The organism is Devosia pacifica (assembly GCF_014652635.1).
Taxonomy (GTDB): Bacteria; Pseudomonadota; Alphaproteobacteria; order Rhizobiales; family Devosiaceae; genus Devosia; species Devosia pacifica.
In genome coordinates, this window is sequence record NZ_BMZE01000001.1 from 1,077,709 (window position 1) to 1,103,029 (window position 25,321).

Sequence of the window (25,321 nt, forward strand, 5' to 3'; positions counted from 1 at the left end):
TCATGTCGTTGCTCCTCTGGGCGAGGTGCTGACGCTGCGCACGCGATAGCGCACCAGAAGATCTGCCGCGAGCAACAGGAAAAGGATCAGAGCCTGGAAAATCCCGCTCGCTGCGTTCGGAAGGCCGATGGTGGTTTGTGCCAGTTCGCCGCCGACGAAGGTGATTGCCAGAACGAGCGAGGCAAAGATCACCCCGATGGGATTCAGCCGCCCCAGAAAGGCGGCGATGATCGCCGTATAGCCGTAATTCGTCGGAAAGCCCGGTACCAGACGCTGAAACGGGCCCGAAACCTCAAGCATGCCGGCGAAACCGGCGAGACCACCGCTGATCAACAATGCCAGCCAGATCGTGCGCGTGTGGCTGAACCCGCCATAGCGCGCAGCCTGCGGCGCCGCGCCGACGACACGAACCTGAAAGCCCATCAGCGACCGCTTCATCACAAACCAGCCGATGATTGCCACAACGATCGCGATCGGGACGCCGACATGGACAATCGTTCCCGGTATCAGCGTCGGCAAACGTGCCGCTTCCGAAAACAGACGCGTCTGCGGAAAGCCCATGCCCATCGGATCTTTCCAGGGCGCCCGCACCAGGTAATAAACCAGTTGAACCGAGGCGTAGGTCAACATCAGGCTGGTGAGGATCTCGTTGACGCCGAGCCTAGTGCGCAGGAATGCGGGGATGGCCGCATAGGCCATGCCGCCAACAGCGCCTGCCAACGCCATCAATGGCAGGATCCACCACCCCGACATGCCATAGGTCGCAAGCGCCACGCCGGTAGCAAAAACGCCGCCAACCACGTATTGCCCTTCTGCACCGATATTCCAGACATTGGCCCGGTAGCAGACGGCCAGACCCACGCCGATAATGATGAGGGGCGCGGCCTTGATCGCTAGATCCTGCCACTTGTAGCTATTGGTCAGCGGCGTCAGAAAGATCTCGCGTACCGCCGCGATACCGTCATAGCCGATTGCCGCGAAGATCGTCGCGCCGATAATCATGGCCAGCACCACAGCGAGCACCGGCGCTGCATAAAGCATGATGCGGCTGGGTTCGGCGCGTTTCTCAAGCCGATACTGCAACATCGTCCCCCGCCACGATCCGCGTTTCCTGAGATGTGCCGTGCACACCCCCCATCAGAAGGCCAATCTCCTCGATCGAAATGCCATCGACATCGAGCGGCTGGCTGAGATGCCCATCATTGATGACCGCCAACCGATCGGACAGCGTGAGCAGTTCATCCAGATCCTGACTGATTACCACGATGGCAGAGCCGGCTGCGGCCAGATTCACCAGCGCTTGCCGGATCGCAGTGGCGGCGCCCGCATCGACCCCCCATGTCGGCTGGCTCACCACCAGCACGGTCGGGCTTTGCAGGATTTCGCGGCCCATGATGTATTTTTGAAGGTTACCGCCTGAGAGCGATCCAGCCAGCGCTTCGGGCCCCAGCGCCTTGACTGCGAACTCCGCGATCACCTCGCCGGTATAGTTGCGCGCGGCGCCAGAATTGATCAGCCCACTCCCCACGAGGCCCTTGCGGTCTCGTGCTGTCAAAACGCTGTTGTCGGAAAGGGTGAACTCGGACACAGCAGCATGCCCGTTGCGCTCCTCGGGAACCGCACATAAGCCGAGCTTTCGACGTTGCGTCGTGCCGAGTAGACCAAGCGGGTGGCCGTCGAGGGTGATCGCCTCGCTGTCGGCACCACGCACCTCACCTGATAATGCGTCGAGAAGCGCGTTCTGGCCATTGCCGGCAACTCCGGCGATCCCGAAGATCTCACCAGCCCGGACCGAAAAGCTCACATCGGCAACCGCGACCCCGAACTCGTCTTCAGACTTCGTCGAAAGCCGGCTTACCACCAGCTTTGGCTCGCCAAATTGCCGCGATGCGTTCTTTTCGACGTCCGCAAGACTGGTGCCGATCATCTTTTCGGCCATCGAGCGCGACGTTTCCTCAGCCGGATCGCATGTCGCCACAACCTTGCCACCACGCAGAATGGTCGCGCTATCGCACAGCGCTTTGATCTCATCGAGCTTGTGCGAAATGTAAAGGATCGAGCAGCCTTCAGAGGCGAGCTGGCGCAGCGTGCCGAACAGTTGATCCACCTCCTGCGGCGTCAGCACCGAGGTCGGCTCGTCCATAATCAGCAGTTTCGGCGACAACAGCAGCGCCCGCACGATCTCGATACGCTGGCGCTCGCCCACGGACAAAGTCGAGACGATCCGGTGCGGATCGAGCTTCAGACCATAGGTTTCAAGCACCGCCCGAATGCGCTTTTCCAGCTCGCGCGACGGGATTTTCGCATCCATCCCCAGAGCAATGTTCTCGAGCACCGATAAGGCCTCGAACAGCGAAAAATGCTGGAAGACCATGCCGATCCCGAGACGTCGCGCCTGCTTGGGATTGTCGATGCGCACAGCTTCGCCATTCCAGCGGATCGTGCCGGCGTCCTGGCTCATGATGCCGTAGATCATCTTGACGAGAGTGGACTTGCCGGCACCGTTCTCGCCCAGCAGCGCGTGGATCTTGCCCGGCTGCACGGAAAAGCTGACATTATCGTTAGCCAGCACTCCGGGAAAAGCCTTGGTAATGCCCTCGAGCGCGAGCCGCGCCGGCATATTAGCGTCCATCTACGGCTCCCCATACTCGGTGGCCGGCGCACGCGCTTCAGAAACTTCCCGGCGACCAATCTGGACCATAATTTCCGAAGCCGCCAGTGCCGCAATAACCTCGGGCCGCTTATCCCCAAGACCTTGCGCGCCGATCGGTAGAAAAAGCCTGGAAAGGTCGGCGTCGCTTCCGCCTTCGGACCGGTACCAGCTCGAAAACCGCGCACGCTTGGTTTGTGAGCCGACCATGCCGACATAGGGCGCATCTGTGCGCGCCAACGCCTCCTTGCCAATCATGAAATCGAGCGCATGGTCATGCGTCAGGATGACGAAGGAGCTGTTGCGCGGTGCCGAGCGAACAACTGCCTCCGGCAACGGCGCGGAGACCGCTTCTATGCCCTGCGGTACGCCCTCCAGCGCGTCGCGCCGTGTGTCGATGACATGCCCCTGAACCGGTAGCAGCAAGAGACACCGCGCAAGCGCGCACCCGACATGCCCGGCGCCGAAAACATAGACATGCGGACGGGCCGAAGCGTCCTGTTGCAGCCGTCTCGCCAGACTTTCGGCTACAACTGCAGTGCACGGATAAAGCTTGATCTCAACCCGGCCACCACAGCACTGGCCGATCTCCGGCCCCAGCGGCACATCAAGGGTAGCATCCCCTGTCCCACTCGCCATAATCCGTCGCGCATGGTCGATCACCATATATTCAAGCGCGCCACCGCCAATGGTGCCGAAGATTTCACGGCGCCCAACCAGCATGAAAGTACCGGCTGCGCGCGGGCTTGATCCCCGCACTTTCGTCAGTTCAGCCACAATTGCAGCCGGCTCCCGCCCAAGAAAGGCTCTGAGATCCGGCGCGGCAATGCTCATGCCTTTGCCTCGCGCATCCGCTCCACACCAAACAGCACGCGTTCAGGCGTCACCGGCGTATCAAGCCGAGGCGCAACTTTGTAATCGGCAACGGACGCCACGGCCATCGACAATGCTTCAACGACGGAAATTGCCAGCATGAGCGGCGGCTCGCCGACGGCCTTCGACCGTCCGATGGTTGGCTCGGCATTCTGTGACCATTCGGCCAGCTTCACGTTGAAGATTGGCGGCACATCGGACGCGAGCGGGATCTTGTAAGTGGAAGGCGCGTGCGTACGCAGGCGCCCCTTGTCGTCCCAGTTCAGTTCTTCGGTCGTCAGCCATCCCATGCCTTGAATGAAACCGCCTTCCACCTGCCCCATATCGACGGCTGGATTCAGCGAACGACCCACATCATGCAGAATATCGACGCGATCGACGGTGTACTCGCCCGTGAGCGTGTCGATGGTCACCTCTGAAACAGATGCACCATAGGCAAAGTAGTAGAACGGGTGCCCGCGCCCGGTTGCACGGTCCCAATGGATCTTCGGCGTCTTGTAGAACCCCGCGGCCGAAAGCTGCACACGGTTGAGATAGGCGGAAGCGATCAATTCCTTGAAAGGCACGAATTCATCGCCGGCCTGAAGCCCCCCGGCCACCCACTGGCAGGCATCCTCCTCGCATTTGTAGACTTGCGCAGCATGAGTCACGAGCCGACGCTTGATCTGCTGGGCGGCGTCATAGGCTGCCATGCCGTTGAGATCCGACCCCGAAGAGGCAGCAGTAGCCGAGGTGTTCGGCACCTTGCCCGTGGTGGTCGCTGTGATCTTGACCTCGGAAATGCCAAGTCCGAACGCATCGGCGAGAACCTGGGCCACCTTGATATGCAGCCCCTGCCCCATTTCGGTGCCGCCGTGGCTGAGGTGTACCGAACCATCGCGATAGACATGCACCAGTGCGCCGCCCTGATTGTACCAGGTGGCGGTGAAGGAGATGCCGAACTTAACCGGCGTCAAGGCAATCCCCTTCTTGAGGATCGCGTTTTCGCGGTTGAAGGTTCTCACCGCCTCCCGCCGCTTCTGGTAGTCGGAGGAGGACTCGAGTTCGTCGACGATGCGATGGATTATGTTGTCGCCGACAGCCTGGTGATACGGCGTCACATTGTTGGTATCGGTGCCGTAGAAATTCAGCTTGCGGATCTCCAGCGGATCCTTGCCGAGCGCATAGGCGATGTCCTCCACCCAACGCTCGCACCCGACCATGCCTTGCGGGCCGCCAAACCCACGAAACGCCGTGTTGGAAACGGTATTGGTATAAAGCGGCTCCGAACGGGCTCGCACCGCCGGATAGAAATACGCGTTGTCGCAGTGAAACAGCGCCCGATCCGAGACCGGACCCGTCAGATCGGATGAGAACCCGCCATTGGCGCCATAGACAGCATCGACAGCCAAAATGCGCCCTTCGTCATCGAAACCGACCTCGTAATCGACCACGAAATCGTGGCGCTTGCCGGTCGCTGTCATGTCGTCATCGCGATCGGGTCGGATCTTCACCGCGCGATTGAAGCGCTTCGCCGCGAGCGCTGCCACCGCTGCGAACAGGTTCCCTTGGGTCTCCTTGCCCCCGAAGCCGCCGCCCATCCGGCGCACGTTTACGGTCACCGCATGCTGGTGAATGCCGAGGACGTGCGACACCATCAGCTGCACTTCGCTCGGATGCTGCGTCGAGGAATAGACCGTCACGTCTTCGTCTTCACCAGGCACCACCATCGCGATGTGCCCTTCGAGATAGAAGTGGTCTTGGCCGCCAATTCGGATTTCGCCCTTGAGACGGCGCGGTGCTGAGGCGAGCCCCGCATCCACATCGCCGCGCTCGAGCTTCAGCGGCTCAGTAACCATCCGGCCACCAGCAGCCTGCGCCGTACGCACGTCCGGTATCCAGTCGAGATCACGATATTCGATCCGCGCCTGGTGGGCCGCACGCCGCGCAGCCTCGCGCGTCTCGGCGACAACCGCAAACATCGGCTGCCCCCAGAACTGGACGAGCTTGTCGGCAAAAACCGGCTCGTCGTGCTTGTGCGCGGGGCTCACATCGTTGTCGCCCGGGATATCCGCGCTCGTTAGCACCCCAACAACACCCGGAGACTTGCGCACCGCATCGAGATCGATCGCTGAGATTTCAGCGTGCGCGCGTTCCGACAACGCCAGATACGCATGAAGCGTACCCTCGGGCTCGACGATATCGTCGATATATTCGGCACTACCGCTCACATGCTTGGGAGCGGAATCATGACGCGTCGGCTGATGCAAGGTAGCGGGATTGGCTTGGGTATGCCGGTTCATCAGGCAACCTCCCGCCGTAACCGCGCGCTCTGCCCAATCGTTTCCTGATAGAAGCGCCGCAGCAGGTTCTCAGCGGCCAGCAGGCGATAGCGTGCACTCGCCCGCATATCGGAAATCGGCTGATAATCCTCGACCATCTGCGGCGCGACGGTCTCTATGATCTCAGCAGTCCAAGCTTGGCCAACAAGACCAGCCTCGATTGTGGCAGCACGTTTCGGCGTCGTCGCCATGCCGCCGAATGCGATCCGTGCCGAGACGACCACACCCTGATCATCGAGCTTCACCCGAAATGCGCCGCACACCGCCGAAATATCTTCTTCCCGGCGCTTTGAGAGTTTGTACACCGCGAATTTCTCACCCTCCGGCAGATCCGGCACGGTGACGCTTTCGACAAACTCGCCCGGCTCTCTATCCTGATGGTGGTAGGCGATGAAGAAGTCTTCAAGCGGCAGGTCGCGGCGCTCATTCCCCTTGCGAAGGGTCAGCGTTGCGCCAAGGACGATCAGCGCCGGCGGCATGTCGCCGATCGGCGAGCCATTGGCGATGTTGCCGCCGATCGTACCCATATTGCGGATCTGCTCGCCGGCGAACCGGCTCATAAGCTCTTCAAGCTGCGGATACCGCTCGACCAAGACCGGAACCGCTTCGGTGTAGGTGACGCCGGCAAAAAAACGCGTCGCCCCATCCAGAGGCTCGATGCGCTTCAGCCCTTCGAGACGCCCGATATGAATGACGGGGGATATTTCGCGCATGAACTTGGTCACCCAAAGCCCCACATCAGTGGAGCCCGCGACGATCGTGGCATCTGGAAGCTCTGCGTAGGCAGCGGCAAAGTCGTCAAGATCAGCCGGGATGATGGTGCGGTGTTCACCCGAGCGCACATCAACACGCTTGCCATCGTCAAGCTCTTGCAGTCTCGCCTTGATGCTCTGCCGCTCCGCGCGCAACGGATCGGCCTCCGGCGCACCATAGTCGGACATCGCTTCGGCAGCGCGGATGATCGGCGCGTAGCCGGTGCAGCGACAAAGGTTGCCTTGCAGCGCCTGTTCCACCTGTGCGCGGCTCGGGCGCGGCGTCTTCATCCATAATGCGTAAAGCGACATCACGAAGCCCGGCGTACAGAACCCGCACTGGCTGCCATGATGCTCAACCATGGCCTGCTGCACCGGATTCATCACCCCCTCGCGCGCCAGATGCTCGACCGTGACGACATGGCAGCCATCAAGGCTTGCAACGAACCGGATGCAGGAGGTCACCGACTCATAGACCAGGTTGTCCCCCGCAAGCCGGCCGATCAGGACAGTGCACGCCCCGCAATCGCCCTCGGCGCAACCCTCCTTGGTGCCGCGCAGCCGATGATCGAGCCGCAGAAAGTCCAGCAGCGTGCGGTCGGCCGGAACATCGTCCAGTTCCACCAGATCGCCGTTGAGGATGAAGCGAATCGAGGATCGTGTCTCAGCCATGCTCAGCTGCCCCGATAGGTCGAGTAGCCGAACGGGCTGACCAGCAGCGGGACGTGGTAATGCATGTGTTCGCTGGTGGTGAACCGTACCGGCACGACATCGAGAAACGGATGCTCGAGTTCGACACCGAGCCGCGAGAAATACTGTCCGACGTGAAAGGCGATTTCGAACTCACCGAGCTGGAAATGCTCACCCTCCAGCAATGGCTGATCCAGCCGGCCGTCGGCATTGGTGTAGCTCTCCACCAGATGATGCGTGTGATCCCCATGAACGAAGAACAGATCGATCCGCATGCCACGCGCTGGCGTGCCATGTGTCGTGTCCAGAACATGGGTGGTCAGACGGCCGGTTCCCGCCATAAGCTGCTACCTCGAATTTTGCCCCGAAGCGGAAGACTATCGCAAACAGCGACGGTTGAAAGAGGGGCCAGCCAGATTTTTTACCAATTGGTCCATTTTCGGTAGGTCACGACACCCGTCCGGGACGTTACACTAACCGAAAAACATGCGGTGTTATAATGCGATACCCCAGAGATCTGCACGGCTACGGAGCCAATCCCCCGAACGCCAACTGGCCCGGTGGCGCACGCATCGCGGTGCAATTTGTTTTGAACTATGAAGAAGGCGGCGAGAACAACATCCTGCACGGCGATGCTGCGTCCGAAGCCTTTCTTGCCGACGTCGTCGGTGCAGCGCCATGGCCGGCACAGCGCCACTGGAACATCGAGTCGATGTACGAATATGGCGCCCGCGCAGGGTTCTGGCGCCTGCACCGGCTTCTGACCGAGCACCAGATCGGCGTCACGGTCTACGCTGTAGCCACGGCTTTGATGCGCGCGCCGGCACAGCTCGAGGCCATGCAGCAGGTGGGTTGGGAAATCGCCAGCCACGGCTACAAATGGGTCGAGCACAAGGACATGCCGCCGGACGAAGAACGTCGCCAGATCAACGAAGCCATAAAATTGCATGAACTGGCAACCGGCAGCCGCCCCCTCGGCTGGTACACTGGTCGCTGCTCGCTCAACACCGTCGACCTGGTGTCGGAAATTGGCGGTTTCGCCTATATTTCAGACACATATGATGACGACCTGCCCTACTGGCGACCTTACGACGGACGCCCGCAGCTCATCATTCCATATACACTGTCGGCCAACGACATGCGGTTCGTCACCGCCTCAGGTTTCGCCAATGGCGAACAGTACTTTCAGTTTCTCAAGGATAGCTTCGACGCTCTGTATGCAGAAGGTGAAGCCGGCAAAGCCAAGATGATGACAGTCGGGCTGCACTGCCGGCTCGTCGGTCAGCCCGGACGCTTTGCCGGTCTCAAGCGCTTCATCGAATACATCCGAACCGTCGATGGTGTCTGGACTCCGACCCGTTTGCAGATCGCCGAACACTGGAACCGCGTACACCCCTATCAGCCGCCCGCCATAGTTCCCTCGAAGATGGACAAGCAAGCCTTTGTGCAAGCATTTGGCTCAATATTCGAACACTCTCCGTGGATCGCGGAACGGGCATGGGAGGGCGAGCTGGCCCCGGCCAACGACACCGCTGTCGGCCTCCACTTTGCGTTGCGCACCCAGTTCAGGGCCACGACAGAAGCTGAGCGTTTGGAGGTTTTGCGTGCCCATCCGGATCTCGCAGGCAAACTGGCCGCTGCCAAGCGGCTAACGGCCGAGTCGACCAGCGAACAGGCGTCTGCCGGCCTTGATGCGCTTACCGATGAAGAAAGGGAGACGTTCTCGCGCCTCAACGAGGCCTACGTCGATAAGTTCGATTTCCCGTTCATCATCGCCGTCCGCGATCATTCCAAGGCTGGCATTCTCAAGGCATTCCAATCACGCCTAGAAAATGATCGCGCCGAGGAATTCACCACCGCCTGCGGACAGGTCGAGCGAATTGCTCGGTTACGCCTTGATGCATTGTTCGGCTGAATGACCGATCAGCAATCGTCCCCGCAATCCCAAGCAATCGCGCCGTCGCTCTGGCGTCTGGTGATGACGCTCACGGCGCCTACGATAGCGGCTAATACAAACACTCCGGCTCTGGCACCAAAGCGACCAGCATGATGCATTACGTTCAGGCCCATGATCTCCTCCCACCTCAGGCATCAATGATGATGCTCTTTTCGTTTGAACGCACCATAGTTGAAAAAGATCAGAGTTTATCGGCCGTAAATTTAGCGCTCACCGTGCCATGCCGCACGCGAGCCGATCTCGACAAACTACGACAAACCACCATAGTCGCCAGGTTCTAGTTTCGCTCAGGGGCACACATGTCATCGCCGTCCTACGCCCAACCGTCTGCGGGTCTTCCGCCACAATCACAATTGCTTACCGGCCGTGCGGTCTTCACGCCCGCCTATGCCGTCATTCCGCGTGGCGTGATGACGGATATCGTCACCAGCTATTTGCCGCATTGGGACGCCACGCGCCTTTGGGTAATCGCCCGGCCGATGACCGGCTTTTCTGAAACCTTCGCGCATTACGTCATAGAGGTCGCGCCCGGCGGCGGCAGTACCAAGCCGGAGCCGGAAGCCGAAGCGGAAGGCGTTCTCTTCATCACGCAAGGCAGCGTAAATCTTGTGATCGAGGGCGAAGCCCACAAGCTCGAGATTGGCGGCTACGCCTACGTGCCGCCAGGGTGCATCTGGAGCTTATCGGCGACTGGTGAGGCTCCGGCCCGCTTCCATTGGATCCGCAAACACTATCAGCGCGTCGATGGCATCGAGGTGCCACCGGCATTCGTGACCAACGAGCGCGATCTTGAGCCCATTCCGATGCCGGACACTGAAGGACGATGGGCGACCACGCGGTTCGTCGAGCCGACAGATCTGCGCCACGACATGCATGTGAACATCGTCACTCTCGCGCCGGGCGCGGTCATTCCCTTTGCCGAGACGCACGTCATGGAGCACGGCCTCTATGTGCTCGAGGGCAAGGCCGTCTATCGGCTCAATCAGGATTGGGTGGAAGTTGAAGGCGGCGACTATATGTGGCTGCGCGCTTTCTGCCCTCAGGCCTGCTACGCAGGAGGCCCCGAACCCTTCCGCTACCTGCTCTATAAGGACGTCAACCGCCACATGAAGCTGCGGCCGGGAGGCTGAGATGCACACCATCGAGATCGAGGCGCTGACCGCAGAAGAATTCGCGCCGTTCGGGCAGATCCTGTCCACCGAGAACGCAACACACTACCCTATCAATGCTGGCATGACGGAACGCTACCACGACCTTGCAACTGTGGAGCTTGAGGGCCCGGCAGCGCGCCCTCTCATCTCCATCTTCAGAGGCCAGCCCTATGAGTTGCCGCTGACCCTCAGCTTGATGGAGCGGCACCCGCTCGGCAGCCAGGCGTTCTTCCCACTATCGAGCCGACCATTCCTGGTGATTGTCGCTGAGGACAACGAGGGGAAGCCTGCTGAGCCACGCGCCTTCCTTCCGAAGCCCGGCGAGGGCGTCAACATTGCCATCAATACCTGGCACGGAGTGCTCACCCCGCTTGAGGCAGAAAGCGACTTTCTCGTCGTTGACCGGGGCGGCGAAGGCACCAACCTTGAAGAACATCTCTTCGAGCAAGGCTACATGATCGTCATGCGCGACCGTTCGGCATCGTGATCGGCCTCCCGGAACTACTGCCACCGCATGGAGTTGCTGCCCAAGGATGAGGGAGTACTGTCATGCGGCTTTCAAAGCTAACCACTCTACTGGTGTTCGCGGTTCTTTCGGTGCCGGCGACCGCGCAAGGCAATTTGGGCTGGTCTTCATATGATGACCGAACCTTCGGCTACACTGTCGACATACCGGGGGCGCTTTACAGCCCTGCCGAAAGTAGTGCTGGTAGCCAGACCTATCTGACATCCTCCGGGGAAGGACAGCTCAGCGTCTTCGGCGCGCCAAATACAGAAGGCTATACCACCAGCCAACTCGAGCAGGCGGTACGCGACAGCGGCCAGATCCCCAACATCACCTATAGCGCCGGGGGCGAAAGATGGTTCGTTTTGTCCGGTCTGTCTAGGCAGGCCGATGGCACGGACCTGATCGTCTACACGAAATTCCTGCTCAACCGCGACCGTTCGGCCTTCTCGGCCTTTGAGATCAGCTATCCTGCTGATCAGAAAGCCCGCTATAACGCGGTCGTGACCAGAATCGAGAAAAGCCTGCGCGCGCCGCAACTCTAGCCCGGCGTGGGCGAAGGTTGGAAAAATTATTGGAATGTTTGATCACGATATCACCGACCTTACTGCCCGCCTGCTCGATGTCATCGAATTTGAGATCGCTCCCAAGACAAGCCGGGGCGTCTCATCAGGGAACAAGATTTTCGGAGCGGCCATACTGAAAAAAGCGGATCTTGGCTCGGTGGTCATAGAGACCAATAACGAGATGGCAAATCCGCTCTGGCATGGTGAAATGCATGCCATCAAGCGCTATCACGAACTGCCTGATGACCGCCGCCCGCCGCCGCAGGATTGTGTATTTTTGTCGACGCACGAGCCGTGCTCGCTATGCATTTCGGGCATAACGTGGGCCGGGTTCGACAATTTCTTTTATCTGTTCAGCCACGAGGACAGCCGCGACAGGTTCGCTATTCCGCATGACATCCGTATCTTGCGCGAAGTCTACGCCGTACCTGATCCGGACCGGCAAGCTGTTCCCGCCGATCGCCCACTCTATAACCGCGAGAACGCGTTCTTCACGTCACGCGATCTGGTGTCGATGATAGCCGCACTTGATCGGGGTAACCGAGAAATGCTGCTGGCACGGGTCGACAACATAACAGCGCTCTATGCTGATCTGTCGGCGCGCTATCAGGACACCAAGGCCAACAACGCCATTCCGCTCAGCTAACCGTTATTCAGCATTCGCGACTTCTGCGGCAGTCGCTGCCACCTGGGGCGGAGCACCCACGAACGTCGCTGCAAGCGCAATGACACTCAAAGACAACATAAAAAGCACCGTAAGCACTAGCGCCCGCATCGATCATCAACTCCAGACTCTGATCGCTCTACAGTGGCCTATGCCGGCCACACGATGATGACAAAAGCGCCAGATGGTTTGAGGTCCGGTTAACGACGTGCAGTTGTGATCCGCAAGAGCTAATATGCTTAACTTGGTCCAGCAGCCGAACCAAAGCCTTGTTCGCACGTTAGCCCGTCGACCCAACAACCCAGCTGGATGGAAAAATGTCGAGTGCACCAATCGCGCCACGAATGGCGCCTGGAGTGAAGCTAGCGATATTTACCGATTTCGACGGCACATTGGTCGACATTGCAGAACGCCCGGAAGAGGTTGAAGTTCCGGTCGCCTTGGCACACCAGCTGGAGCGCGCAGCCCGAGAATTGGATAGCGCGCTGGCGGTTATTACAGGTCGGCAGATTGAAGACATCGATCATTTCCTCGCGCCGCTCACCCTGCCCGTTGCGGGCGCTCATGGCAGTCAGCGTCGTCGCGTCGATGGATCGATCGAGGGGCTCGATGCGGATACCCTCACGGCGGCTGAAGAAATCGCCGGCCAGCTGGAATCGCTGATCGTTGACAATCCAGAACTCATCATCGAACGCAAGAAGGGTGCAGTTGCGCTGCACTACCGGCAAGCGCCAGATCTCGAGTACGCGTGCAGGATAGCCATGGAAGAGGCGACATATAATGACGACCGCTTCGATCTGATCCATGGCAAGATGGTTATTGAGGCGCGTCCTCATGGCATGAGCAAGGGCACCGCCCTGAAAGCGTTCATGCAGGAAGCGCCGTTTCGCGACCGAACACCGATCTTCATAGGCGATGACGTGACCGATGAGGATGGTTTTATCGCCGCGCAGGAGCTGGGCGGCATCGGCATCAAGCTAGGAACGGGCAAGACTGCAGCAAAAATGCGCATCGCCGATGTCGACTCGGTGCATTCTTTGATTCAGGGGCTGGGCGACATGGCCGCCAACAGCCGCGAGCACGAGCTTCAGACGGCATAAGGTAATGTAGGGGCGAATTCTATGGGTAGGCTGATCATTGTTTCCAACCGCACACCAGGCAAAGGTCCCGCTGCCGGGGGACTGGCGGTGGCACTGCGCAAGGTGCTGACGGAACATGAAGGGTTCTGGTTCGGGTGGTCGGGCAAGCTGGTGGAAAAGCCCGAACCCGAGGCAGTGTTCGAGGATATCGAGGGCCTCAATGTCGGAAAGATCGACCTGACACAGCACGATCACCACGCTTACTACGCTGGTTTTTCCAACTCTATCCTCTGGCCCAGTTTCCACCTGCGTCTCGATCTCGCGACCATTGAGGGCCACTGGTACGAGGGCTATCGCCGCGTCAATGCGCAGTTCGCGCGCGCACTCAAGCCGCATATCCAGGCCGATGACGTCATATGGGTGCATGACTACCATCTGATCCCGTTGGCGACCGAGCTTCGCAATCTCGGCGCGCGAAACCGTATGGGCTTCTACCTCCATATCCCCTTTCCCACAGTCGACGCGCTCTACGCTATCCCGCACCACAACGAACTCATGCGTGATCTCTCGCGCTACGATCTCGTCGGCATGCAGGCGGAGCGCGATGTCACCGCCTTCCGTGATTTTGCGGATCATCAGGCGCCCGCGACGCTCTCCGGCAGCCCGCTTCGCACGGTTGATTTCTCGAACACTGAAGTGAAGGCATTCCCAATCGGGTCAGACCCCGACGCCTTCGCAAAGCTCGCCACGACACCCGCCGCCACGAAGATGGTCAAGCGCATGCAGCGGCTTCTCGAGGAGCAGGCACTGATCCTGGGCGTCGACCGGCTGGATTATTCCAAGGGCCTTCCGCAACGCGTTGAGGCCTACGAGAAACTGCTGGCCAACAACGCCAACTTCCGTCGCCAGGTCCACCTGCTTCAGGTCGCCCCGCCCTCGCGTGACAGCATCAAGGAATACCAGGAGACCAGCGATACGCTCGATGCCATGGTCGGAAGGGTCATGGGCCATTTCGCCGAGCCGGATTGGCAGCCCCTCACCTATGTCAAGCGCGCCTACGGTCAGCCAAGCCTCGCCGGCCTTTACCGTCTAGCCCGCGTCGGCCTCGTTACGCCGCTCAGAGACGGCATGAACCTCGTTGCGCACGAATTTGTCGCCTGCCAGGATCCGGAGGATCCGGGTGTGCTTGTGTTGTCGCGGTTCGCGGGCGCAGCGGAGATTTTTGAGGACGCCCTGCTCGTCAACCCGTTTGATACCGACGAAACTGCCGAAGCATTGAGGCTGGCGTTGCAGATGCCCCTCGACGAACGCCGCACCCGTTGGGAAACGCTCATGCAGGCTGCAAAGACGCATAGCGTCGACAATTGGGCGAAGCACTTCCTCGAGCAACTGACGCCGGCCGATGGCGGCAATAAGCGACCGCCAGTGCGAGACGTCCTCAATCTCGATACGGTCGCCTGAAACCGAGCATCTCGGGCCCTAACTAAAAAGGCGGCCTTTCGACCGCCTTTATTATTTACGCTACGCGCTCACGGCGCACAGAATCTTCTCGCCGGGCCTTTCCAGCGATCTTTTTGTTGCGATCCCAGCGCTGCTTGTTGCCACTGGGCTTCTGCGCCGCTGGCTTGTCGCCATGCGGGCGGGAGGGACGCGCATCACGCTGCGGCTTCTCAGAACGCTCTGGCCGCGCACCATTCGAGGGCTTGCGGGAGCGCTGGGGCTTTGCCGGCGCTGCGGCCGCGCCCTTCTGCAGCAACTGGGTATCGCCGCTCACCTCGAAACGCTGGCGCGTCAGCTTTTCCACTTCACGCAGCTTCGGAACCTCAGTCCCGTCGCACAATGTGATCGCAATGCCCGAAGCGCCGTTACGCCCGGTACGCCCGATACGGTGCACATAGTTCTCGGAATCGTCCGGCAGGTCATAGTTGATGACGTGGGTGATGCCCGAAATGTCGATACCGCGCGCGGCGATGTCTGTGGCAACCAGCAAGCGGATCTGCCCCGACGAGAACCGGCTCAGCGCACCCTGGCGGGCATTCTGGCTCTTGTTGCCGTGGATAGCGGCGGCTTTGAATCCGTCGATCTCGAGCTGCTTTGTCACCTTGTCGGCACGGTGTTTTGTCCGTGCGAACACGATGACACGCGACAGCGCCGGATCGGCAAGCAGTTTGTTGAGGGCGTCGCGCTTGGCCTTGGAGTCGGCCATCACAACGCGCTGCTCGATCGTCTCGACAGTTGAGCCCTGCGGTGTGGCTTCAACCCGAACCGGATCGTTCAGTAGCCCCTTAGCCAGTTCGGCAACGTTCGATGCCATGGTGGCCGAGAACAGCATGGTCTGGCGCTTGTGCCCGACTGCCTTGGCGATCTTCTTGACCGGCGCAATGAAGCCCATGTCGAGCATGCGGTCGGCTTCGTCGAGAACGAGAAAACGTGTCTCGCTGAGCCAGACCTTGCCGTCATCAAGCAGATCGTTGAGGCGGCCTGGGGTCGCGACGAGAACGTCGACACCCTTCGCCAGCTTAAGCACCTGCTGCTGGCGCGAGACGCCGCCAAGCACAAGCGCAGTCGTGATGCGCTTGTTGCCGGAAGCGAAGCTGCGAACAGCCTTTTCGATCTGCACGGCAAGCTCGCGCGTCGGCGCGAGAATGAGAGCGCGAGCCGACATCGGGCGTGGCCGACCCGGCAGCGCCATGATGGCAGCAAGGATCGGCAGTGCAAAGGCTGCGGTCTTGCCGGAACCGGTCTGGGCGATGCCCAGCATGTCGCGGCCCTCGACCAGCGCCGGGATCGCCTCGCGCTGGATCAGCGTCGGCTCGATAAAGCCGGCCGCAGCAAGGGAGTCGCTCAACGCGGCGGGAAGGCCGAGAGAAGAGAAATTTGTCAAACTGATATCTTTCGTGGCGTGCACAAGGGCACGCAGGATCGCCCGCGGCGATCGGTGAAGGAGTGCATCGGCGATGAAAGCATCGCGCGGGTGCGGTGTCGCGGGAACGCTATCGTTCCCGTTGCCCGGCTGGTTATCCCGGGCCCACTTCGCCGCTCACCGCTAGGTCTCGATAAGAAGAGAAGTTCGTTGAGCGGCCAATCGCCGGCAATCAACGATGCATGCTATTTGGTACAGCCGCGCCGAAATAGCAAGCACCAAGTCGGGAACCGACCCATTCGTGGAACGCAATGCTCAAATGCCGGCGTACCATTCATAACCTCGGTCTTCCCAGTATCCGCCATTGCCCCGGCCAATATCGGAAAAGCTCGAGACCAGTTCGATGGACCGGATGAACTTCGCCATCTTGTAGCCAAGCTGACGCTCGATCCGCACCCGAAGAGGCGCACCATTCTGGACTGGCAGAGCCTGGTCATTCAGCCCGTAGGCAAGGATCGTCTGTGGGTGGCGCGCATCAACGAGATCGCAACTCTCATAGTAAAACACCAGTCCCGACATACTGCGCTCGATATCGTCGTAGCACCGGAACACTACATACCGAGCCTCCGGACGCACGCCCACCTGATCAAGGATCAGCCGCAGCGGCACCCCGGTCCATTTTGCTATGCAGCTCCAGCCCTCGACACAATCGTGCCGGGTAATCTGTGTGCGCGCGGGCATGTTGCGCAACTCGTCCAGCGAAAAGCTCGACGGGTTATCCACAAGCCCTCCGACTTCCAGCCGGTAATCTGCGAAGTTTGAATCGCGAAGAGCCGCATACTCTTCGGTACGCGGGTTGGTCGAACCATTGGGACGCTGCCCTTGGCGGATCTCGCTTTCCGAGAATTCGCGCGCCAGCCAGTCTTCACCCAGCAGCATTCTTTGCACGCGATAGGTCAGGCTGTTTGCTTGCTCCAGCGTATCACGGACCGCGTTGTCACGCTGGCCGAGAAAATCGAACTGGCTGCAGCCGGCGAGGGCTAGCGAGGATGCTGATGCTGCAGCAGCACCAAGAAAGCGACGACGTGAAGGCTTGAACGTGCTCATGGGCGGTCTCCTTCGCGTTTCGCCGTTTCTGGTCCTGCCCGATACCAGCCCGTCAGCATCGAACGCAGTTCGTTGATCGGACCGGCTGCCACCACCATTAGGATATGGATGATGAAAAATGCGACCAGTAGAAGCATCGCACCAAAATGAATGGTCCTGGCTGTCTGGCGACCACCAAAGATATCGAGCAGCCACGGCCAAGCCGCATCCATGCCGGGAGACATGGTCAGCCCGGTCAGGATTATCAGCGGGAACAACACCACAAACACCAGGAAGTAGGTCAGCTTCTGTATCGGGTTGTAGCTGCGGCCATGCTTGAACTTCAGCGTTGCGTGCGCCTTCACATCGCCGGGTAACGCACGCAGATCATCGCCCTTGGGCACCAGGTCGCGCTTCAGATGGCCGTTGATGAAGCTGGCGACGAACCAGACCAGCAGCGCGCCCACGAAAATCCAGCCGAAAAAGAAATGCACCACTCGCCCCGTTGCCAAATCGCGGAACGAGGGGATCGTCAGGGCCTGCGGCATGCCTTGAAAGTGCGGGTTCTCCGCCGGCCCGCTCATGCCGAAGACACCTGTTGTATCGAATGTCTGACCGAACACAGTCGTCTGCCCACGCGGGCCAGTGTCGGTATTGATGGCACGCATGCTCAAGACCGAGTTGTCGAACTCAAAGCCCGATTGCTGTCCGATGTAGAGAGTCGGATGAGCATTAAAGATCTGCAGCCCACTAAAAAGCAGGAAGAACAGGCAGATCACCCAGGTCCAATGAGTGATGCGTGTCCAGATCGACTGCCGGTAGATCAGCGGCCCTTTGCCGGGCTTTGTCTCGGCGTCAACATCCTGCGTGCTGCCTGTGGCACTGTCGGCCATCTGCTTCTCCCCGAATTGCTCTACAGTTTAATACGGGAACAGATGGCCGATTGTTTCAAGTCAAGAAGGAGCGAGCAGGATTTAGCTCTCTTCACGCGCCGCCCAGTTCAGCCCGCGCCGCATGATTGTCGCCATGTTGGTATCGTTGAATTCGTGCGCCTGATGGCCGAGCGTCGTGTGAAACACACGGCCATGGCCATACCTATGCTTCCAGACGACCGGCATCACCACGTCCTTGATCCACCACGCGTGTTCACCGGAGAACGTGGTAGTGGCCAGCACTTCCGCCGCCGGGTCCATATGCATGTAGTACTGTTCCGAGTTGAACGGGAATGACTTGATCCCCTCCATGATCGGATCTTCGGGCTTGGCGACATCCACCGTGTAGTCGATGATGTCACCCGGATGCGCCACCCACTGCCCGCCGATCATGAACTGATAGACGACAGAATCGCGGAAGGCGTCACTCATGCCGCCGTGGTGGCCGGCAAGGCCAACACCGCCCTCGACAGCTTTCGCCAAATTCAGCGCCTCATCCTTCTCGATCTTCGACATGGTGAAAATCGGAACGATCAGAGACAGGTCGTGGATCGATGGGTCGGCAAAAGCCGAAGTTTCCGTTGCTGTGCGAACCGAGAAACCGTCTTCGTGCAGCCATCGGCGATAAATAGCGGCACACTCCTCAGGCTCATGCCCTTCCCAGCCGCCGTAAACGATCAGTGCCTTACGCATCACGCGTGCTCCCCGCAAATCATAGTTCGCGGCGGAGAATACCCGACCAATCAGGTATTGAAACCCCTGACGGGATATTCGTCGCGTAGGAACGCTCGCGGGCGCAGCAGAGTAACGAAGTGAAGGCGGCGTTCGAACCACCAGTTCAGCGGCTGCGGGTAAAGGTCCAGTCGGTCCACCCAGGTCAAGCGATCAAGGGCCGCCCGGTCGAAGGCCTCTTCCCACTCGCCGAGCGAAAGGTAGTTGTAGGGAAGGCGCACGCCGTGCCCACGATTGCCGACCCAGTCCATCAGCCGCAAGGTCGGGCCGGCAAGAAGACCCTCGCGCAAATGATCCTTGATCACCACGCCCTGCCGGGCAACCCGGGCCGCCTCCCGTAAGACAGAGACTGGCGAATCCGTGTGATGCAGCACATCGACAATGGTGACGTAATCGAAGCTGTTATCGGAAAAAGGCAAGGTCTCGCCGTCATACTCGGCAACTGGCACCCGGGTTTGCGGACGCACCAGCACATCAACGCCTTCCAGCCGCAGGTCCGGCCTTTGTTCCAGCAGTCCTGCTGCGATCTGACCGTCGCCGCAACCGATGTCGAGCACGCGTCCCGGCCCTGGAATGGCACGCGCAAGGGCTCTTGCCAGCACTTTGACCCGTCGCCGCAGAACAGCAGCATCATGAGACGCGTTGAGGAGAGCTTTCAGCCTGGCTTGCACCAACAATCCCTCAGTTGCCACGGGCGAACGCCCAGGCTCTTACCGCTAGGAAATTGACGCCGGACGTCAGACCAATTCCAATCCAAGGGGCAATCCAGCTGCCGTGCCCCAGCATGCTATAGGCGACCGCAGTGAAAATGCCCGCTCCCGCGAGAGCCGCCAGCTGCACAGTGACATATCGTGGCAAAGCTTGGCGGTGGGCCGCTGCCGACCTGAACGTATACCGACGATGCAGCAGATAGACCGGGACCACAAACGCGCCGTAGCTCAGCGAAGCGATCAACCCCGTTGCGAGGTAGGGCATGGCGCTGACAAGCATGTGCACAAGCACCGCATAGGCAATCGCCGCGCCGCCGCCTATGCCGGTAAAAATCGCAAACTGCGCAGCCGCATCGGCATCAAACGGCTTTGCCAGCAGCCGCTGACTTCTTGGCGATGATGAGATTTCGGACATTATCGGCGTCACAGGGCTTGAGAATTTCAGTCAGACTGGCACCTCTTTATGGGCAAATGCTTACAGGCGACGAAGTTTCCACCGGCAGCTGGATGACATGGTTAATCGACAGTAAAGCTGACCCGGATCAAATTTTGACCACCTGGTCCACTTTCAACGCCTGGCGTTTCCTGATTAACTCTCATGCTTGGGGCGGCAGGCTCTTAAGCGACTTCATCGCGTCGTCATGAACGCGTGAAATAGAGGCGCCGACCGTCCGAAATACAAGAAGGGACACAGGGATGAAACGACTGCTTTTGGGCGCGACCGCGCTCACGATGATGACGGGCGCGGCGCATGCCGAATTTACGCTCAACATCCTTCACATCAACGATTTCCATTCGCGCTTCGCCCCGATTACCGGAACCGATTCGAATTGCGATGCCGAAACCGATGCTGCGGGCGAATGCTTTGGCGGCATTGCACGCCTGATCACTGCAGTGGAACAGCGCCGCGGAGAACTCTCGGACGCGAACGTCGTTCTTCTTGACGCGGGCGATCAGTTCCAGGGTTCGCTCTTTTACTCGACTTACCGCAGCGAGATCATCGCCGAGTTTACGCAGGAGTTGGGTATCGACGTGATGGCCGTTGGCAATCACGAGTTCGATGACGGTCCGGAAGAACTGGCAGCCCTGATCGAGGCGGTCGATTTCCCGATCATCTCGACCAACACCAATGTCATGGCTGATGCTGACCTGGCAGGCAAACTGCCTGGCGTCTATGTCCTCGATTTCGGCGGTGAGCGCGTCGGCGTGGTTTCCGCTCTTGCTGAAGACACCGACGAAACCTCCTCGCCGGGCGACGATGTGGTCATCGAAGACACCATGGTTTCTCTTCGTTCCGCAGCCGCTGCGCTCGAAGCTGCCGGTATCAACAAGATCATCGCCCTGACCCATGTCGGCTTCACGGTCGACCAGCAGATTGCTGCAAACGTTCCCGGCATTGACATCATTGTCGGCGGGCACTCGCACACTCTGCTGTCCAACTCGGACGAGTCGGCCGCCGGTGGCTATCCGACGATGGTCAACGGCCCGTCAGGCACTGAAGTGCCGATCGTTACTGCCTATTCCTACGGCAAGTACCTCGGCGACATCGAGGTCACCTGGGATGATGATGGCAACGTCATTTCGGCCGAAGGCGATCCGCTGCTTCTCGATGCTTCGGTCACTCCGGATGAAGACGCTGTTGAACGTCTTGCCGAGCTTGAAGAGCCGATCACCCAGTTGATGCAGGAAGTCATCGGCACCACGAGCGCCGAGATCGACGGCTCCCGCGAGACCTGCCGCGCTGGCGAATGCTCCATGGGCAACCTCGTTGCCGAAGCCATGCTGGATGCTGCCTCTGACCAGGGTGCCACCATCGCAATCCAGAACGGCGGCGGGCTACGCGCCTCTATCGATGCCGGCGAGATCACGATGGGTGAGGTCCTCACGGTTCTGCCCTTCTCGAACACGCTCGCAACCGTCGAAATCTCCGGTGCCGATGTCATCGAAGCTCTTGAGAACGGCGTCAGTGACATCGAAAACGGTGCCGGCCGCTTCCCGCAGGTTGCGGGGCTGCAGTACGCCTTTGACATCGACCAGCCGGCTGGCGAGCGCATCAGCGATGTGATGGTCGACGAGAACGGCGAGTGGGTCGCAATCGATGAAGACGCGACCTACACGATCGTGACCAACAACTACATGCGTGGTGGCGGTGACGGCTACGAAACCTTTGCCAGCGGTGACAATGCCTACGATTTCGGCCCGCCGCTCGAGAACGTGGTTGCCGACTTTATCGCCGAACAGGGCGATGAGTACGAACCATTCACTGACGGACGTATCACAGCCCAGTAAGGGCTCGTGACAAATCCAAACAGAAAGGGCGCCTCAGGGGCGCCCTTTTTTCTTCCCTACAGTACGGGCGAGTACATTAGGAGCGCTTTGCAATCTGGCTCCAGGCCAGAAGAATGATCACTGCGCCGACGATCGCGCCGATGAACCCTGCCCCGTCATTTGGCCCGTAAAGCCCAACAGCTTGTCCCAGCCACGTTGCCAGCACTGCTCCGATGACGCCCAGAACGGTCGTGAGGATGAAGCCGGATGGCTTGTTATCGCCAGGCGTCACCCATTTGGCGATCAGCCCTGCAAAGAACCCGACGATAATGCTCCACAATATGCTCATTCATGCCTCCATCTGCTGCGCACTAAATTCGGCACGGGAGGCGTCATTTGCAAGCACTGAGCAGTCAGAACAACTAGAGATAGACCTCATGCTCGCGACGGTCCCGATCGGTGAGCATTGACAGATCCAGCACACGCTGAAGGCTGGTGGCATGGCGGAATGAGGGCTCAAGAGTACGGCCCATCTGCACGGCCTCGAAGAAACGCTCATAGTTCGTGGGCACGGACGGCACCTCGGTTTCCGTCCATTTGCCGGTTTCCGCATCATCACCCAGGCAGGTGAACAGCTTCGACCAATCATGTCGATGCTGCACTTCGACAGAGCCCCGCTCGCCATAAACCCTGAGCCGAAGCTCGTTGAAATGCCCGGTGGCCCAGCGGGTCGCATGCACAACACCGAGCGCGCCGTTCTCGAGCTGCGCAGTCATCGCGAAGCTATCATTGGCATCGAGGTCGTACTCGCCGATCCGATCGCCCTCCGCCTTGTTGAAGGTCTCCAGCCGGCAGAACACCTTGTCGATATCGCTGCCCGCCCCGTAGACAGCGAAATCGAGGATGTGGATGCCGATATCGCCCAGCGTGCCGTTCGAGCCGTGCTTTTTGGACAGCCGCCAGAGCCACTGACTTTCGGTGCGCCAGTCGCCCCAGGCTTTCGAAACCAACCAGCTCTGCAGGTAACTGGCCTCGAAGTGCTTCACCTTGCCGAGCTCACCCGCCTGCACGAGCTCCCGAGCCTTTTGCAGCTGCGCCACGTTGCGGTAGGTCAGATTGACCATCGCAACCACACCAGCGGCTTCCGCCGCTTCGGTCATCTCGATTGCGCGTGCATAGTCGGTCGCCAGCGGCTTCTCGCAGAATACGTGCTTGCCGGCAGCCAGCGCCGCCATCGTCGTCGGATGATGGACGCTGTCGGGGGTCACGTTGGCGATGGCGTCGAACTCGCCCCAGTTCAGCGCCGCGTCGAGCGACCCGAAACCATGCGGAATGTTATGCATCGCGTTGAACGCCTCGACCCGGCTGGGATCGACATCGACGCCACCGACGACCTCTACGCCATCGATTGCAGAAAAGTTCTTGGCATGGGCGTTTGCCATGCCGCCCGTGCCGAGGATGAGCAGGCGCATAGTATCAAGTCCGGGGCTGATCTGGAGAGGAGTACCCCCGGCCGTCATGGCCAGGGGCTTGAGTACATAGCTTAGCGGAAGCCTTCTTCGCCGTGTGCGTGAAGGCGCGGACCGCGCTCCTCGATTGGCTCCAGCGCCTTATCGATGCTGCGATTGGGCGCATCCATCAGTTCCGGGTGCGATTCCGGATTGTAGGCCCAGTTCACCGCATTGCGCAGCACCTGACCAACGGTTGCATCATGATAGGTGGGATAGGTTTCGTGACCCGGGCGGAAATAGAAGATATTGCCGGCACCACGGCGATAGGTAATGCCCGAACGGAACGCCTCGCCGCCCTGGAACCACGAGATAAACACCGTCTCGAGCGGCTCCGGCACGGAAAACGGTTCGCCGTACATCTCTTCCATCTCGAGCTCAAAGTGAGCAGGAAGCCCCCTTGCGATCGGATGGCCTGGATTGACCACCCACACGCGTTCGCGCTCGCCGGCTTCACGCCAGTGCAGGGCACAGGGCGTGCCCATCAGACGCTTGAAGATTTTGGAGAAGTGCCCTGAATGAAGGACGATCAGGCCCATGCCTTCCCAGACGCGCTTGGCAATACGTTCCACCACCACATCCTCGACATCGCCATGCGCAGCATGGCCCCACCACATCAAGACGTCGGTTTCGGCCAGTGCCGCTTCGGTACAGCCGTGCTCCGGCTCCTGCAGCGTTGCCGTCTTCACCGAAATATTGCTGTCCTCGGAAAGCAGCTTGGCGATCTGGCCATGCATGCCTTCAGGGTAGTTATCGGCGACGACCTTGTTCTTTTGCTCGTGAACGTTCTCGCCCCAGACCAGGGTTCTGATAGGCATCTTGGCCTCCTGTAGGTGATTGTCTGCAGTTGATCCGCACGGGCGATGCACCACGTGGGGAGCTGGTTTCAACAAGTCGATGGTCGGCGCGAGTACCGGCCTTTCGGCTACGCCACTATCGCGATAATACGCCGGTGCTCAACCCCGTTCGAGCACCGGCGTCAATTTCGCACTATTGCAAAGGTTAGCGGATCGGCTTTCCTGCTTTGTCGAACCTGTGGACGCGTCCATCGATGGGTGCGATCTCCACGTGCTCGCCGACAGCATGTTTGGTGGCACCATCCTCGCGCACCACCACCGGTTCCTCGCTACCGACATTGACATAGATGTAGCTGTCCGACCCGAGGTTCTCGGAGTGGATGACCTCGCCCGACCAGACGCCATCGCTTGGCTTGATCACCAGATGCTCACCACGCACGCCAACGGTTGGCGCATTGAAACCTTCTGCCAGCTTTCCGGAAATGAAGTTCATCTTCGGTGATCCGATAAAGCCGGCGACGAACATCGAGTCGGGCTTTTCATAAAGCTCCATCGGCGTACCCACCTGCTCTACCAGCCCGTCACGCAACACGCAGATGCGATCCGCCAGCGTCATGGCTTCGACCTGGTCGTGGGTGACGTAGACCATCGTCGTGTCGCGCATGGATTCGTGAAGCTTGGCGATCTCGATGCGGGTCGCGACGCGCAGCGCCGCATCAAGGTTCGAGAGCGGCTCATCGAACAGGAACACGCGCGGATCGCGGGTGATCGCCCGGCCGATAGCCACGCGCTGGCGCTGGCCGCCGGACAATTGCTTGGGCAGCCGATCGAGATAATCGCTGATCTGCAGCATCTCTGCTGCCCTGTGCACGCGCTTCTTGATCTCTTCTTTGGGCTTGCCCTTCTCGAGCGTCAGGCCGAACGCCATATTCTCGTAAACCGTCATATGCGGATAAAGCGCGTAGGACTGGAAAACCATGGCGATTCCGCGTTTCGACGGCGTCAGCGCGTTCACCACCTGCCCGTCAAACGACATCTCGCCGGCAGTAATGTCCTCAAGTCCCGAAATCAGCCGCAACAGCGTGGACTTGCCGCAGCCGGACGGGCCGACAAAGACCATGAACTCGCCGGACCGGATGTCGAGCGACACGCCCTTGATCACCTCCACGGCGCCGAACGACTTGCGAATGTCTTTCAGTTCGATTTTTGCCATGATG

Annotated in this window: 24 protein-coding genes; 8 read left to right on the forward strand and 16 right to left on the reverse strand. The window is 59.8% G+C overall.

Translation table 11 applies throughout. The features are described from left to right. From IE127_RS05490 to uraH, 6 genes are read right to left on the reverse strand one after another with little or no spacing between them, the layout of a single operon-like run. Positions 1-1,086, reverse strand: a complete 1,086-nt coding sequence (locus tag IE127_RS05490) for an ABC transporter permease (protein WP_189424117.1) — start codon at positions 1,084-1,086, stop codon at positions 1-3. After that, entirely contained in the window at positions 1,067-2,632 is a 1,566-nt protein-coding gene (locus IE127_RS05495) for an ABC transporter ATP-binding protein (protein ID WP_244639947.1), read from the reverse strand. The genes IE127_RS05490 and IE127_RS05495 overlap by 20 nt, the downstream gene beginning before the upstream one ends. Further along, positions 2,633-3,484 (reverse strand): xanthine dehydrogenase accessory protein XdhC, encoded by an 852-nt coding sequence (gene xdhC / locus IE127_RS05500; RefSeq protein WP_189424118.1) that lies wholly within the window; start codon positions 3,482-3,484, stop codon positions 2,633-2,635. Then, a complete protein-coding gene (gene xdhB / locus IE127_RS05505; protein ID WP_189424119.1) occupies positions 3,481-5,805 on the reverse strand; it encodes a xanthine dehydrogenase molybdopterin binding subunit in 2,325 nt (774 codons plus the stop codon). The genes xdhC and xdhB overlap by 4 nt, the downstream gene beginning before the upstream one ends. Further along, positions 5,805-7,268 carry a xanthine dehydrogenase small subunit gene (gene xdhA, locus IE127_RS05510; RefSeq protein WP_189424120.1) on the reverse strand — a complete coding sequence of 488 codons (1,464 nt, stop codon included), beginning with the start codon at positions 7,266-7,268 and terminating at the stop codon, positions 5,805-5,807. The genes xdhB and xdhA overlap by 1 nt, the downstream gene beginning before the upstream one ends. A 2-nt stretch (positions 7,269-7,270) precedes the next feature. Further along, positions 7,271-7,627: a hydroxyisourate hydrolase gene (gene uraH / locus IE127_RS05515; RefSeq protein ID WP_189424121.1), complete on the reverse strand. Its 357-nt coding sequence runs from the start codon at positions 7,625-7,627 to the stop codon at positions 7,271-7,273. Between the two features lie 158 nt (positions 7,628-7,785). On the opposite strand from uraH, the gene puuE reads away from it, so the two are divergent. The 7 genes from puuE to IE127_RS05550 all read left to right on the forward strand — a co-directional run bounded on the left by puuE (position 7,786) and on the right by IE127_RS05550 (position 14,669). Then, positions 7,786-9,201 carry an allantoinase PuuE gene (puuE, locus tag IE127_RS05520; RefSeq protein WP_189424122.1) on the forward strand — a complete coding sequence of 472 codons (1,416 nt, stop codon included), beginning with the start codon at positions 7,786-7,788 and terminating at the stop codon, positions 9,199-9,201. Positions 9,202-9,542: 341 nt separating this feature from the next. Then, entirely contained in the window at positions 9,543-10,373 is an 831-nt protein-coding gene (locus tag IE127_RS05525; protein WP_189424123.1) for a bifunctional allantoicase/(S)-ureidoglycine aminohydrolase, read from the forward strand. A 1-nt stretch (position 10,374) separates the two neighbouring features. Further along, the gene (locus tag IE127_RS05530; RefSeq protein ID WP_189424125.1) at positions 10,375-10,881 is read left to right on the forward strand and encodes an ureidoglycolate lyase; all 507 of its coding nucleotides are present in this window, start codon (positions 10,375-10,377) and stop codon (positions 10,879-10,881) included. Positions 10,882-10,943: 62 nt separating this feature from the next. Then, positions 10,944-11,444 (forward strand): hypothetical protein, encoded by a 501-nt coding sequence (locus tag IE127_RS05535; protein ID WP_189424126.1) that lies wholly within the window; start codon positions 10,944-10,946, stop codon positions 11,442-11,444. A 34-nt stretch (positions 11,445-11,478) separates the two neighbouring features. Further along, complete coding sequence (locus IE127_RS05540; protein ID WP_189424128.1) at positions 11,479-12,111, forward strand: nucleoside deaminase; 633 nt, start codon at positions 11,479-11,481, stop codon at positions 12,109-12,111. A gap of 362 nt (positions 12,112-12,473) precedes the next feature. Continuing rightward, positions 12,474-13,229 carry a trehalose-phosphatase gene (gene otsB / locus IE127_RS05545; protein WP_189424130.1) on the forward strand — a complete coding sequence of 252 codons (756 nt, stop codon included), beginning with the start codon at positions 12,474-12,476 and terminating at the stop codon, positions 13,227-13,229. Positions 13,230-13,250: 21 nt separating this feature from the next. Continuing rightward, positions 13,251-14,669, forward strand: a complete 1,419-nt coding sequence (locus IE127_RS05550) for an alpha,alpha-trehalose-phosphate synthase (UDP-forming) (RefSeq protein WP_189424132.1) — start codon at positions 13,251-13,253, stop codon at positions 14,667-14,669. A 55-nt stretch (positions 14,670-14,724) separates the two neighbouring features. Here the strand turns inward: IE127_RS05550 and IE127_RS05555 are convergent, their stop codons facing one another. The 6 genes from IE127_RS05555 to IE127_RS05580 form a co-directional block, all read right to left on the reverse strand. Next, positions 14,725-16,092 carry a DEAD/DEAH box helicase gene (locus tag IE127_RS05555; RefSeq protein WP_244639949.1) on the reverse strand — a complete coding sequence of 456 codons (1,368 nt, stop codon included), beginning with the start codon at positions 16,090-16,092 and terminating at the stop codon, positions 14,725-14,727. 294 nt (positions 16,093-16,386) lie between these two features. After that, a complete protein-coding gene (locus IE127_RS05560; RefSeq protein WP_189424136.1) occupies positions 16,387-17,178 on the reverse strand; it encodes a molybdopterin-binding protein in 792 nt (263 codons plus the stop codon). Continuing rightward, on the reverse strand, positions 17,175-18,050 hold the full coding sequence (locus IE127_RS05565) for a cytochrome b/b6 domain-containing protein (RefSeq protein ID WP_189424138.1): 876 nt from the start codon (positions 18,048-18,050) through the stop codon (positions 17,175-17,177). Before IE127_RS05565 ends, IE127_RS05560 begins: the two co-directional genes overlap by 4 nt. Positions 18,051-18,131: 81 nt before the next feature. Further along, positions 18,132-18,782: a ThuA domain-containing protein gene (locus IE127_RS05570; RefSeq protein ID WP_189424140.1), complete on the reverse strand. Its 651-nt coding sequence runs from the start codon at positions 18,780-18,782 to the stop codon at positions 18,132-18,134. Positions 18,783-18,832: 50 nt separating this feature from the next. Further along, positions 18,833-19,492 (reverse strand): class I SAM-dependent methyltransferase, encoded by a 660-nt coding sequence (locus tag IE127_RS05575; protein ID WP_244639950.1) that lies wholly within the window; start codon positions 19,490-19,492, stop codon positions 18,833-18,835. 10 nt (positions 19,493-19,502) lie between these two features. After that, positions 19,503-19,946, reverse strand: a complete 444-nt coding sequence (locus tag IE127_RS05580; protein WP_189424142.1) for a GtrA family protein — start codon at positions 19,944-19,946, stop codon at positions 19,503-19,505. A gap of 281 nt (positions 19,947-20,227) precedes the next feature. Here IE127_RS05580 and IE127_RS05585 point away from each other — a divergent pair, with 281 nt between their 5' ends. After that, entirely contained in the window at positions 20,228-21,820 is a 1,593-nt protein-coding gene (locus IE127_RS05585) for a bifunctional metallophosphatase/5'-nucleotidase (protein ID WP_189424144.1), read from the forward strand. A gap of 76 nt (positions 21,821-21,896) precedes the next feature. Here IE127_RS05585 and IE127_RS05590 read toward each other — a convergent pair whose 3' ends face one another. From IE127_RS05590 to IE127_RS05605, 4 genes are all read right to left on the reverse strand, one after another. Next, entirely contained in the window at positions 21,897-22,148 is a 252-nt protein-coding gene (locus tag IE127_RS05590; RefSeq protein ID WP_189424145.1) for a GlsB/YeaQ/YmgE family stress response membrane protein, read from the reverse strand. A 73-nt stretch (positions 22,149-22,221) separates the two neighbouring features. After that, positions 22,222-23,271 (reverse strand): Gfo/Idh/MocA family protein, encoded by a 1,050-nt coding sequence (locus tag IE127_RS05595; protein ID WP_189424147.1) that lies wholly within the window; start codon positions 23,269-23,271, stop codon positions 22,222-22,224. A gap of 71 nt (positions 23,272-23,342) precedes the next feature. Further along, on the reverse strand, positions 23,343-24,125 hold the full coding sequence (locus tag IE127_RS05600) for a ThuA domain-containing protein (protein ID WP_189424149.1): 783 nt from the start codon (positions 24,123-24,125) through the stop codon (positions 23,343-23,345). A gap of 184 nt (positions 24,126-24,309) precedes the next feature. Further along, complete coding sequence (locus IE127_RS05605; RefSeq protein WP_189424151.1) at positions 24,310-25,317, reverse strand: ABC transporter ATP-binding protein; 1,008 nt, start codon at positions 25,315-25,317, stop codon at positions 24,310-24,312. Positions 25,318-25,321 lie beyond the last annotated feature (4 nt).

Bases quoted from the DNA above. Each gene is read 5' to 3' on its own strand.
- IE127_RS05490 (WP_189424117.1), bottom strand. From the start codon at position 1,086: ATGTTGCAGTATCGGCTTGAGAAACGCGCCGAACCCAGCCGCATCATG.
- IE127_RS05495 (WP_244639947.1), bottom strand. From the start codon at position 2,632: ATGGACGCTAATATGCCGGCGCGGCTCGCGCTCGAGGGCATTACCAAG.
- xdhC (WP_189424118.1), bottom strand. From the start codon at position 3,484: ATGAGCATTGCCGCGCCGGATCTCAGAGCCTTTCTTGGGCGGGAGCCG.
- xdhB (WP_189424119.1), bottom strand. From the start codon at position 5,805: ATGAACCGGCATACCCAAGCCAATCCCGCTACCTTGCATCAGCCGACG.
- xdhA (WP_189424120.1), bottom strand. From the start codon at position 7,268: ATGGCTGAGACACGATCCTCGATTCGCTTCATCCTCAACGGCGATCTG.
- uraH (WP_189424121.1), bottom strand. From the start codon at position 7,627: ATGGCGGGAACCGGCCGTCTGACCACCCATGTTCTGGACACGACACAT.
- puuE (WP_189424122.1), top strand. From the start codon at position 7,786: ATGCGATACCCCAGAGATCTGCACGGCTACGGAGCCAATCCCCCGAAC.
- IE127_RS05525 (WP_189424123.1), top strand. From the start codon at position 9,543: ATGTCATCGCCGTCCTACGCCCAACCGTCTGCGGGTCTTCCGCCACAA.
- IE127_RS05530 (WP_189424125.1), top strand. From the start codon at position 10,375: ATGCACACCATCGAGATCGAGGCGCTGACCGCAGAAGAATTCGCGCCG.
- IE127_RS05535 (WP_189424126.1), top strand. From the start codon at position 10,944: ATGCGGCTTTCAAAGCTAACCACTCTACTGGTGTTCGCGGTTCTTTCG.
- IE127_RS05540 (WP_189424128.1), top strand. From the start codon at position 11,479: ATGTTTGATCACGATATCACCGACCTTACTGCCCGCCTGCTCGATGTC.
- otsB (WP_189424130.1), top strand. From the start codon at position 12,474: ATGGCGCCTGGAGTGAAGCTAGCGATATTTACCGATTTCGACGGCACA.
- IE127_RS05550 (WP_189424132.1), top strand. From the start codon at position 13,251: ATGGGTAGGCTGATCATTGTTTCCAACCGCACACCAGGCAAAGGTCCC.
- IE127_RS05560 (WP_189424136.1), bottom strand. From the start codon at position 17,178: ATGAGCACGTTCAAGCCTTCACGTCGTCGCTTTCTTGGTGCTGCTGCA.
- IE127_RS05565 (WP_189424138.1), bottom strand. From the start codon at position 18,050: ATGGCCGACAGTGCCACAGGCAGCACGCAGGATGTTGACGCCGAGACA.
- IE127_RS05570 (WP_189424140.1), bottom strand. From the start codon at position 18,782: ATGCGTAAGGCACTGATCGTTTACGGCGGCTGGGAAGGGCATGAGCCT.
- IE127_RS05580 (WP_189424142.1), bottom strand. From the start codon at position 19,946: ATGTCCGAAATCTCATCATCGCCAAGAAGTCAGCGGCTGCTGGCAAAG.
- IE127_RS05585 (WP_189424144.1), top strand. From the start codon at position 20,228: ATGAAACGACTGCTTTTGGGCGCGACCGCGCTCACGATGATGACGGGC.
- IE127_RS05590 (WP_189424145.1), bottom strand. From the start codon at position 22,148: ATGAGCATATTGTGGAGCATTATCGTCGGGTTCTTTGCAGGGCTGATC.
- IE127_RS05595 (WP_189424147.1), bottom strand. From the start codon at position 23,271: ATGCGCCTGCTCATCCTCGGCACGGGCGGCATGGCAAACGCCCATGCC.
- IE127_RS05600 (WP_189424149.1), bottom strand. From the start codon at position 24,125: ATGCCTATCAGAACCCTGGTCTGGGGCGAGAACGTTCACGAGCAAAAG.
- IE127_RS05605 (WP_189424151.1), bottom strand. From the start codon at position 25,317: ATGGCAAAAATCGAACTGAAAGACATTCGCAAGTCGTTCGGCGCCGTG.